Source organism: Agromyces sp. P1_H4 (assembly GCF_056405255.1).
In genome coordinates, this window is sequence record NZ_JBFUCL010000104.1 from 1 (window position 1) to 10,655 (window position 10,655).

11 protein-coding genes are annotated in these 10,655 nt (G+C 70.8%); 8 read left to right on the forward strand and 3 right to left on the reverse strand.

Annotated features, from left to right (window positions below):
- Positions 1-146 precede the first annotated feature (146 nt).
- Positions 147-815, reverse strand: a complete 669-nt coding sequence (locus AC1DY2_RS08545) for an NAD(P)H-binding protein (RefSeq protein WP_476762024.1) — start codon at positions 813-815, stop codon at positions 147-149.
- 212 nt (positions 816-1,027) lie between these two features.
- On the opposite strand from AC1DY2_RS08545, the gene AC1DY2_RS08550 reads away from it, so the two are divergent.
- Entirely contained in the window at positions 1,028-1,471 is a 444-nt protein-coding gene (locus tag AC1DY2_RS08550) for an Hsp20/alpha crystallin family protein (protein WP_476762025.1), read from the forward strand.
- Positions 1,472-1,575: 104 nt separating this feature from the next.
- Positions 1,576-3,273, forward strand: coding sequence for a DUF885 family protein (locus tag AC1DY2_RS08555; RefSeq protein WP_476762026.1), 1,698 nt, complete (start codon positions 1,576-1,578; stop codon positions 3,271-3,273).
- Positions 3,274-3,302: 29 nt separating this feature from the next.
- Here AC1DY2_RS08555 and AC1DY2_RS08560 read toward each other — a convergent pair whose 3' ends face one another.
- Positions 3,303-3,581, reverse strand: a complete 279-nt coding sequence (locus tag AC1DY2_RS08560; RefSeq protein ID WP_476762027.1) for a hypothetical protein — start codon at positions 3,579-3,581, stop codon at positions 3,303-3,305.
- A 99-nt stretch (positions 3,582-3,680) separates the two neighbouring features.
- Here AC1DY2_RS08560 and AC1DY2_RS08565 point away from each other — a divergent pair, with 99 nt between their 5' ends.
- Together AC1DY2_RS08565 and AC1DY2_RS08570 are read left to right on the forward strand one after the other, a co-directional pair.
- Complete coding sequence (locus tag AC1DY2_RS08565) at positions 3,681-4,169, forward strand: nucleoside deaminase (protein ID WP_476762028.1); 489 nt, start codon at positions 3,681-3,683, stop codon at positions 4,167-4,169.
- Between the two features lie 194 nt (positions 4,170-4,363).
- A complete protein-coding gene (locus AC1DY2_RS08570; protein ID WP_476762029.1) occupies positions 4,364-5,659 on the forward strand; it encodes a serine hydrolase domain-containing protein in 1,296 nt (431 codons plus the stop codon).
- Between the two features lie 28 nt (positions 5,660-5,687).
- Here the strand turns inward: AC1DY2_RS08570 and AC1DY2_RS08575 are convergent, their stop codons facing one another.
- Positions 5,688-6,716, reverse strand: a complete 1,029-nt coding sequence (locus AC1DY2_RS08575; RefSeq protein ID WP_476762030.1) for a LacI family DNA-binding transcriptional regulator — start codon at positions 6,714-6,716, stop codon at positions 5,688-5,690.
- A 170-nt stretch (positions 6,717-6,886) separates the two neighbouring features.
- On the opposite strand from AC1DY2_RS08575, the gene AC1DY2_RS08580 reads away from it, so the two are divergent.
- The 4 genes from AC1DY2_RS08580 to AC1DY2_RS08595 all read left to right on the forward strand — a co-directional run.
- Positions 6,887-8,179, forward strand: coding sequence for an ABC transporter substrate-binding protein (locus tag AC1DY2_RS08580; protein WP_476762031.1), 1,293 nt, complete (start codon positions 6,887-6,889; stop codon positions 8,177-8,179).
- A gap of 108 nt (positions 8,180-8,287) precedes the next feature.
- Entirely contained in the window at positions 8,288-9,220 is a 933-nt protein-coding gene (locus AC1DY2_RS08585) for a carbohydrate ABC transporter permease (protein ID WP_476762032.1), read from the forward strand.
- On the forward strand, positions 9,220-10,146 hold the full coding sequence (locus AC1DY2_RS08590; RefSeq protein ID WP_476762033.1) for a carbohydrate ABC transporter permease: 927 nt from the start codon (positions 9,220-9,222) through the stop codon (positions 10,144-10,146). The genes AC1DY2_RS08585 and AC1DY2_RS08590 overlap by 1 nt, the downstream gene beginning before the upstream one ends.
- A 2-nt stretch (positions 10,147-10,148) precedes the next feature.
- Positions 10,149-10,655 (forward strand): beta-L-arabinofuranosidase domain-containing protein (locus AC1DY2_RS08595; protein ID WP_476762034.1); only part of this gene is annotated, 507 nt, incomplete at its 3' end.

The window sequence follows — 10,655 nt, forward strand, 5'->3', positions numbered from 1 at the left end:
GCGTTCCTCAGTTCGTACGGCGGCAACGTGACGCTCGAGTCGATGCTGGTTACGGCGGTCGCCGACGAGCTGCCCGACGACGACGTGACGCGCCTCGTGAGGCTCGGCTGAACGGCAGCGGGTGACAGCCGGCGACCGGCTGCGCGTCAGTCGTCCGCGTCGGCGCTGCCGAGCGAGGCCAGCGCCTCGTCGATGGGATCGTCCCCCGAGACGAGCTCGAACTGGGTGCGGGATGCCGCGCCCGAGGTCAGCACGGCGGCGATCGTCGCCGCGACATCCGCACGGGGAATGGACGCCCGGGGCACCGTCGTGGCGGCACGCACACGCCCGGTGCCCGGCTCGTTCGTGAGCCCGCCGGGCCGCACGATGGTCCAGTCGAGGTCGCGCTCACGCACCGAGGCATCCGCTTCGCTCTTGGCACGCAGGTAGAGCTGGAAGACGTCGTCGGACTCGGCATCGAACTCGTCGGTGGCGATGGCCGAGACGACGACGAGCCGGGGCACCCCCGCGGCCTCGGCGGCGTCGGCGAGCAGGATCGCCGCGTCACGGTCGACGGTGAACTTGCGTTCGGCCGAGCTGCCCGGGCCGGCGCCGGCGGCGAACACCGCGGCATCCGCGTTCTTCAGGACCTGGCCGACCTCGTCGACCGACGCGTGCTCGAGGTCGAGCACCACGGCGACCGCGCCGGTGGCGTCGACGTCGTCGCGATGGTCGGGGTTGCGGATGATCGCCACGGGTTCGTGGCCGGCCTCCGCGAGCAGGCGTTCGAGGATGAGGGCGATCTTGCCGTGACCTCCGGCGATGACGACGCGCATCGCCCCAGTCAACGCGGTGAGCGCCGCTGCCGCAAGCGCTCCGGGCGGCGACACAGTGACGATCGGGCACCCCGAATTCCGGACGGATGTCACGCGCTGCGCCCTTGGCACTCTCGCGGTGCGAGTGCTAATCTGAAGCTACTTGAGCGAGATCGACTCAAGTCTTGGACACCGGCCCGAAGAGGGCCGCGACACAGGGAGGAATGCCGATCATGGCCATGTACTGGGACCCGTTCCGTGACCTCGACCGCCTCGCTGCGACCATGCTCGACTCGAGGCAGGGGCCGCGCGTGATGCCGATCGACCTGCACCGCGATGGCGACCACTACGTGCTGAACGCCGACCTGCCGGGCGTCGACCCCGGCTCGGTCGACGTCGACATCGACGGACAGCTGCTCACAATCCGCGCCGAGCGCACGCTCCGCTCCGACGAGCAGGCGCAGTGGCTCGTGCGCGAGCGTCCGAGCGGATCGTTCCTGCGCCAGCTCACCCTCGGCGACGGGCTCGACACCTCGGGCATCAGCGCCCACTACGAGAACGGCGTGCTGAGCGTCGTCATCCCGGTGAGCGAGCAGGCGAAGCCGCGCAAGGTCGAGGTGCAGTCCGTCTCCCGCGGCGAGCAGGCCGTCACGGCCGGCCGCGGCAGCGACAGCTGACGCGCGACCCGACCAACCCGGGAGTTCGCACCGCCGCCCGGCGGGGCGGGCTCCCGCCATGTGCACCGCCGTTCCCGTCGGTGGCCGGGTCTAGCGTGGTGGGCATGACGTCGCTCGCAACCGACCTCGCACGACTCGGCGCGGAATTCTGGGAGTGGCGCGACGCGACCTCGTTCCGCACGTCCGACGACATCCCGCGCGTCGAGCGCCCGGCCGGGTGGCTGCCGCGCTTCGACCGTGCCGCGATCCACGAGTTCACGCTCGCGCTCGCCGGGTTCGCCGACCGCTGGAAGGCGATCGACGCCGAGGGGCTCGGCGCGCTGCCCGTCGGCGCGCAGGTGGACCACCGGCTGCTCGGCGCCGCGTTGGCGCGCGTGCACTGGGAGCTCGAGGTGCTCCGCAACTGGCAGCGCGACGCCGTGTTCCTCACCTCGCAGGTGCTCGGTCCGTGGTTCGACCTGCTGCTGCCGCCCCCGCCGTTCGACGAGCGGCGACAGGCCGACCTCGTGCGCGTGCTCGAGGCGATCCCCGCCGCCGTCGAGCAGGCGATCACGAACCTCGAGCGCGCCGGCGTCGCGACCCTCGCCCGAGTGGCGGCGGCCGACCTCCACGAGATCGGCGCGCGGCTCGAGCGCTCCGTGGCCGAGGTCGTGCCGCTGACGGATGCCACGACCGCCGCCGCGCTGCGGGCCGCGCAGCCCGGGGCGAGCGCGGCCCTCGAGCGGTTCCGGGGCTGGCTCGCGGCATCCGCCGATCGGCTCGGGCCCGACGTGCCCGTCGGACGCGAGGCCTTCACCTGGTACCTGCGCCACGTCGCGCTCGTGACGCACGATCCCGAGGAACTGGTGCGCGCCGCGATGCAGGACGCCAACCGCAGCATCGTGGCCGAGGCGGCGACCCGCGCCCGCTTCCGCGACGTCGCCGAGCCCCCGCTCGCCGCCTCAGCCGAGGCCGAGTCGACGGCCCAGGCCGCCGCGGAGGCCGAGGTGCGCGGCTTCTACGAATCCGCGGGCCTGCTCTCCCAGCCCGAGGCGCTGCGCCGCTACCGCTTCGCGCCGACGCCGCCCTACCTCGAGCCCCTCGCGTTCCTCGGCGTGAACGACGACCTCACGAGCGTCCGTCGCGTGGCCGACGACGCCACCTCCTACGTGCCCGAGCCGTCTGCCGACCTGCCCTACTTCGACGCGGCGAACGCGCGCGATCCGCGCCTCGGCATCATCCACGAGGGCGCGCACAGCCAGCAGCTCGCGCTGTCGTGGGCCCAGCCGAACCCGCTGCGGCGGCACTTCATCGACTCCGTCGCCAACGAGGGCATCGCGCACTACAACGAGGAGCTCATGCTCACGGCGGGGCTCTTCGCCGACGCCCCGCACTCGCAGGTCATCGTGCACAACTTCATGCGGCTGCGAGCGTTGCGTGTCGTCGTCGACGTGAACCTCGCCACCGGGGCGTTCAGCCTCCCCGAGGCCGTCGACTTCTTCGTGCGCATGGTGCCGATGGACGTCGGCACCGCCACCGAGGAGACCGCCTACTACGTGGCGACGCCCGGCCTTGCGATGTCGTACCTGGTCGGCAAGCACGAGGTCATGCGGCTGGTGGCGGATGCCGCGGTCGCGGCCGCGCTCGACCGCACCGAGTTCTCGCTCCGCGAGGTGCACGACGTCGTGTGGCGCAACGGCAACGTGCCGATGTCGCTGCTGCGCTGGGAGCTGCTCGGCGACCGCGGCGACGTCGACGCGCTCGATGCCGCCGGCGCGTGGTGGGAGTCGGCGCCCGGGGGTGCGGGGGTCAGCGGGAGCTGAGGTCAGCGGGCTGAGGCAGGCGGGGCGCGTCAGAACGCCACGCCCTCCGCCGCGTCGGGGCCGTCGGCGCCGGACTCGTCGGCGTCGGTCGCGTCTGGGTCGGTCGCGTCTGTGCTGGTCGCGTCCGGGCCGGGCGCATCGGGGTCGCGCTGCGACGCGGCATCCGGATCCTCCTCGGGCTCGAACGTCGTCGGCTCGCCCGCGCCGACGCCCACGCCGTCGGGTTCGTTGGGGATCGTGCCCTCGCCGCCGAGGCCGTCGGGCTTCTTCGTGCCCTCGGGGTCGTGGTGCGCGGTTGCGTCGCTCATGGTGTCCTCCCCTGACCCCCTCACGATCACACGCCCGTCGGCGCGCCGGCGCGGGGTTGACACGCACGACAATGGACTCACCGACGAGGGAGGGCCCGCATGACCGACGGAACCGTGGTGACCGAGGCCGACCTGGCGTGGCTCCGCCGATGCGTGGACCTCGGCACCGCCGCCCGGGCCCGAGGCGACCATCCGTTCGGGTCGCTCGTCGTCACCGCCGACGGACGCACCGTCGAGGCGATGAACTCGGTCGTCACCCACGCCGACCCCACCGGGCACGCCGAGACGAACGTCGTGCGTGCCGCGGCATCCGTGCTGCCCGCCGAGGTGCTGGCGACGAGCACGCTCTACACGAGCACCGAACCCTGCGCGATGTGCGCCGGCGCGATCTACTGGAGCGGCATCGCCCGGGTCGTGTACGCCCTCGGCGAGGACGGGCTGCGCGACATCGTCGCCGAGCAGGAGGGCGTGCCAACCATGGCGCTCCCGTGCCGCGAGGTGTTCGCCCGCGGCGGCCGGCCCGTCACGGTCGCCGGCCCGGCCGACCTGCCCGAGGCCACGACCTTGCACGACGGCTTCTGGGGCTGAGGGCGCCCCTCGGACGGGAGGAGAACTGCGCCGGAGGAGGTCTCCACCCCGCATCCCGTCCTCCCGCGGCGCAGATCTCCTCCTTCGGCGTCAGTGCCGCGGGAACGGCCAGCAGTCGCCCGGAGCAGGCGACGGGTACCCCCCGAACGGGCCGAAGTGTTGCGGTTTCGATTTGCGCGGCGCGAGACTCGCGTATGTCGAGTTCACGGCGCGCACCGGTGTTCGCGAAGGTCTTGGTTGTGGCATCCGCGTTCGTACTCCTGACAGGATGCACCACGGGCGGCACCTCATCATCGACGGCCCCCGGTTCCGGCGGCCCGCCGACGCAGACAGCCGACCCCGCGAACCTCGAGACCTCCGATCCCCAGAAGGCCGAGGCCGTGATGGCGATCGTGCGCGACTACATGGAGGAAGCACACCTGAAGGCGGTCATCGTGCGTGTGTCGGTCGACGGCGAGGAGATCGTCAGGGCGGCCGAGGGCGAGTCGATGACCGGGGTGCCGGCCACGCCCGACATGCACTTCCGCAACGGCGCCGTGGCGATCTCGTACGTCGCGACGCTGATGCTGCAACTCGTCGACGAGGGGAGGATGACGCTCGACGACCCGGTGTCGAAGTACCTGCCCGACCTCCCGCATGCCGACGAGGTGACCGTGCGCCAGCTCGCGCAGATGACCTCGGGCTACCAGGACTACGTGCTGGGCAACGACGCGTTCGCCCAGATCGCCTACGGCGACGTGTTCAAGGCGTGGTCGACCGAGGACCAGCTCGCGCTCGCCGTCGACAAGCCGCTCTGGTTCGAACCGGGCACCAACTGGGCCTACGCGCACACCAACTACGTGATCCTCGGGTTGGTGCTCGAGGAGGTCACCGGGATGCCGCTCGAGGACGCCCTGCAGCAGAGGGTGCTCGACCCACTGGGCCTCGCGGACACGGTCGCCTCGCTGACCGCCGAGATCCCCGAGCCGGCGCTGCATGCCTACACCTCGGAACGTCGATCCTTCTTCGGCATCCCCGCCGGCACGTCGTTCTACGAGGACTCGACGTACTGGAACCCGTCATGGACGATCAGCCAGGGCGCCATCGAGACGAGCAGCATAGACGACCTCCTCGAGAGCGCGATCGCGATCGGCACGGGAGAGCTGCTCTCCGACGAGTCGTACGAGGCGATGACGTCGACCGACCTGCGGGGCCGGACGACCGCGATCGACGGATGCGTCAACTGCCGGCCGCTCGACGAGTTCGCGACGTACGGGCTCGGGTTGTGGATCTCGGGCGACTGGCTGCTGCAGAATCCGCTCTTCTACGGCTACGCGGCGGTCAACGCCTACCTGCCCTCGGAGAAGGTCGCGATCGCGGCCGCCGTCACCTATGACGAGGAGGCGTTCGACAGCGAGGGCGGGTATTCGAACGGCGGAGACGAGCTGTTCCGGAGGATCGGTGCCTACCTCGCGCCCGACGACGCGCCGCCGGTGCGGCCGGGGCAGTAGCGACGCCCCGAGGCGCTCCGCAACAGGCTCAGCGCCGCGCGATGGTCGAGCCGCGGATGACGAGCCGCACGGGCAGGTACTCGGTGCCCGAGCGCAGCTCGTCGTCGAGGGCGGTGAATACGCGTTGCGCCGCGGTGCGCCCGAGCTGCTGCAGGTTGGCGTCGATGCTCGTGAGCTCGGGGCGCGAGTTGGTGGCGAGCACCTCCCAGTTGTCGTAGCCGATGACGGCGACGTCGTCGGGCACGCTGCGGGCGAGGTCGCGGAGCGTGTCGAGCACGCCGCGGGCGATCTGGTCGGAGCCGCACACGATGCCGTCGACCTCGGGATGCTGCGCGAGGAGCATCGCCGCCGCGTCGCGGCCCCAGTGCTCGCTCCACGCCGAGAACATCGGCTCGCCGACCAGCTCGAGGCCGGCGTGCTGCAACCCGTCGCGCACGCCGAGCAGGCGGTCCTGCGCCGCGGCGTAGGTCGGGTCTCCGGTGATGTGCGCGATGCGCGAACGCCCGCACGAGACGAGATGCTCGACGGCCAGGCGCCCGCCGGCGCGGTTGTCGGGCGTGATCGACAGGTCGGCGGAGTCGTCGGACGGGGCGTAGGCGTACACCACCGGCACCGGCAGGTCGTGCCCGAGCGACGGCCGCGGGTCGGTCTGACGGCCGACGACGATGATCCCGTCGACCCTGCGGTTCAGCAGCGCCTTCAGGTGGTGCTGCTCGCGGATGGCGTCGCCGCGCGCGTCGCAGAGGAACACGTTGACCTGGCCGGCGCCGAACGCGTCCTCGGCGCCCATGAGGATGGGGATGACGAACCGGCCCTCGAGGTCGCTCGTGAGGAGGCCGACGGTGCCGGTGCGCCCGGCGAGCAGGCTTCGGGCGAGCTGGTTGGGCGTGAACGAGATCTGCTCGGCGGCCTCGAGCACCCGACGGCGGGTGGCTGGCGCGACCTCATCGCGGCCGTTGATGGCCTTCGACGCGGTGGCGATCGAGACGCCGGCGAGCTTGGCGACGTCGCTGAGCGTCGACGCCCGCCCGCTGCCCGGGTGTTCCCCTCGCGCCATCGCGGCCCCCTTCCGTGTCGGAAACGTTACCGGATTCTGCTCTTGACGCCTCCGGATTCCCCAGAGTAACGTGCCGAAAAGCATTTCGGAATTTTCGCAGCACCGCTGAGCCGGAGTGTCGCAGCACCGGGCTTCCCCAGCCCGCTCAACGACGAGTCAGAGGAGAGACCATGAGCAGCACCACCCGCCGGATGCGAAGAATCGCCGGCGTCCTGGCCGCCGGCGCACTGCTGGTCGGCGTGTCCGCCTGCGCGGCCGACAGCGAGCCCGCGAGCAACCTGTCGGATGCCGGCCCCGAGGGCGTCGACGACGGGTCGACGCTCACCCTCTGGACCCGCGCACCCCTCGAGAAGCAGGCCAACCTGCTCGTCGACGCCTACAACGAGAGCCACGAGAACCAGGTCGAGCTCACCGTCGTGCCGAACGACGACTACGTCGCCAAGGTCGGTGCCGCGGCGGGATCGAACGGCCTGCCAGACCTCTTCGCCGCCGACATCGTCTACGTTCCGAACTGGGTCGAGCAGGGCCTCTTCCAGGACCTCACGGCGAACATCGACGGCCTCGACTTCAAGGACGAGATCAACCCCGGCCACCTCTCGGCCGGCACGGTCGACGGCAAGGAGCACGTGCTGCCGTTCGTGCTCGACCTCTCGATGCTGTTCTGGAACAAGGAGCTCGCGACGGAAGCCGGCCTCGACGCCGAGGCGGGCCCCGCGAACCTCGAGGAGTACGCCGAGTGGGCGAAGGCCATCCAGGCGCTGAACAAGCCCGACACCTACGGCACCGCCACGGGCCTGAACTGCGGCGGATGCCTCGTCTTCACGTGGTTCCCGAGCGTCTGGGCCGACGGCGAGGAGGTCATGAACGAGGACGGCACGGAGTCGCTGCTCGCGAGCGACACCGCGAAGGAGATCTACAGCACCTGGAAGGACCTCTGGGACTCGGGCGCCGTGCTTCCCTCGTCGCAGGACGAGGCTGGTCCCACGTGGACCGCGGGCTTCACCGAGGGCAAGGTCGGGCTCATGTTCTACCCGGCGACGCTGCTCTCGTCGACCCCGTTCGAGGCCGGCGTCTCGGGCATCGTCGGCCCTGAGGGCGGCGCCTCCACGTTCGTCGGCGGCGACGGGATCGGCATCTCGAAGGACTCGAAGAAGTCGGCGCAGGCGTGGAACTTCCTCAACTGGATGATGTCGGAGGAGGCCCAGGTCGGCGTGCTCGCGAAGGACAAGGACGTCGTCTCGCGCGGCGACCTCTCGAGCAACGAGTACTCCGACGCCGACCCGCGCCTCGTCACGATCAACGAGGTGGCCGCGAACGGCGACACCCCGGTGGCGATCCACTTCCAGGAGGCGTTCAACGCGCCGAACAGCMCGTGGCTGACCCTGGTGCGCGACGCCGTTCTCGGCGACGGGGCATCCGTCGACGCCGACAACGACGAGATCACGGCGGTGCTCTCGCAATAGGACGGATGCGGGCAGCCGGCGCCGATCGCGAGGTCGGCGCCGGCCGCCCGCACCCCGGCACCACCAAGGCACCACGCAGGCACCCCGCACCACACGAAAGGCCCGAACATGACCGCCCTGGCCCCTCCCGCCGAGACGGCGTCGCCGCCCACGCGGCCCACGCGCCGCAGGCGCCGCGCGACGCACGGCGGCGCGGTCGCCGGCTGGCTCTACGCCACCCCGACCGCCCTGTTCGTCCTCCTCCTGTTCGTGMTCCCGTTGCTGCTCGTGCTGCAGATGTCGGGCTCGGACTGGCCGCTGCTCGGCGGCAACCAGGGCTGGAACATGCCCGAGAACTACGAGGACGCGGTGACGAACCGGTTCTTCACCGACTCGGTCGTGTTCACGCTGAAGTACACGATCCTCACCACCGTGATCCTGCTCGCCCTGGCGCTCGGGCTCGGCCTGCTCGTGCAGGAGTCGTCGCGGTGGAAGGGGCTGCTGCGCACCTCGTTCCTCATCCCGAGTGCGCTCGGACTGGCATCCGCGTCGCTGCTCTTCTACGTGCTCTACTCGCCGATCGCCGGGCCGTTCGCCGACCTCATGGCGGCGTGGGGCTTCACCTTCCTGGGCACCCCCGACGGCGCCCTCTGGTCGACCATCTTCCTCATCGTCTGGCGGTACGCGGGCTTCTACATGCTGCTCATGCTCGTGGGCCTGCAGGGCATCCCCGACGACGTCTACGAGGCCGCCCGCATCGACGGCGCCTCACGGTGGCAGACGTTCCGCAGCGTGACGCTGCCCCTGCTGCGGCCCACGCTCGCGCTCACGACGGTGCTCTGCGTCACGGGCTCACTGCTCGCGTTCGAGCAGTTCTACATCCTCACCAAAGGCGGGCCCGACAACTCCACGATCACGATCGTGCAGCTCATCTACAGCGTCGCGTTCCAGGGCCCGAACAACCTCGGCGTGGCCGCGGCGCTCTCGGTGATCGTGCTGCTGGCCCTCGTCGTCATCAACGTCGCGCAGATCCGCGCGTTCAGCAGGAAGGCCGAGGACTGATGAGCATCGACACCGCGCCCGACACCACCCGGGCGATCGTGACGGATGCCGCGGCGCACGGCCCGCGCAGCCGGTATCGCGTGGCGCGGAAGCACCCGCCGACCTCGTTCGCGGGCATCGCACTGCGCACCCCCTATTGGGTGGTCACCGGCGCGCTCGCCGTGCTGTTCCTCTACCCGCTGATCTGGACGACGGTGGCGTCGTTCTCGCCGCGGGCGGGCACGAACCAGGTCGACGGCTGGGGCCTCGGCAACTACGTGACGCTCGCGAACTACCAGGCGGGCATCTGGGTCTACCTCTTCAACTCGGTGTTCGTGTCGCTGCTCACCGTGGCCCTGACCCTCGTCATCTCGCTGCTCGGCGGCTACGCGTTCGCGCGGTTCTCGTTCCCGGGCAAGAACGCGCTGTTCCTCGCCACGCTCGCGATCCTGATGGTGCCGTACACGACGCTGTTGATCCCGCTCTACGTGCTGCTCAACCTGGTCGGGCTGTCGAACTCGCTCGTGGGCGTCGCGCTGGTGCTCACGATGTTCCAGCTGCCGTTCTCGATGTTCATGATGCGCATCTCGTTCGAGGCCGTGCCCCGTGAGCTCGACGAGGCGGCCATGGTCGACGGATGCTCCAGCTTCACCGTGCTCTGGCGGGTGCTGATCCCCGCCGTGAAGCCGGGCCTCATCACGGTGGCGCTCTTCGCGTTCCTCGCGGCGTGGAACGACTTCATGGCGCCGCTGATCCTCATCAACGACTCGAACAAGATGACGCTGCCGCTGGCCGTCTCGAACCTCCGCGGGCAGGTGCAGGGCGTCGTCGACTACGGCGCCACCGAGGCCGGCGTGGTCGTGCTGGCCGTGCCGTGCATCCTGCTCTTCCTGATCCTCCAACGTCACTACGTGCGCGGCTTCATGTCGGGCGCCTTCAAGGGATGACCATGACGCTCACCACCAACACCACCACCACGACCCATGCGGTGCCCGTCGCGCCGAGTGCGGGAGTACTGCGCCCGCTCGGCCTCGACGAGGTGACGATCACCGGCGGGTTCTGGGGCCGCCGRCAGGCCGTCAACGGCACCGCCACGATCGACCACATCGGCGCGTGGCTCGAGCGCGAGGGCTGGCTCGCGAACTTCGACCTCGCGGCATCCGGAGCACTTCCAGAGGGACGCCGCGGCCGCGAGTTCTCGGACTCGGAGGTCTACAAGTACCTCGAGGCGATCGCCTGGGAGATCGGCCGTCGCGACGCGGTGGGCGAGCCCGCGGACGAGCTCGAGGCGCGGTTCCGTGCGGTCGTGGCGCGGGTCGCGGCCGCGCAGGAGCCCGACGGCTACCTGAACACGCGGTTCGGGCGGCCCGGTCAGGGCGCGCGCTGGTCGGACCTCGAGTGGGGCCACGAGCTGTACTGCCTGGGACATCTCTTCCAGGCGGCCGTCGCCCGGGTG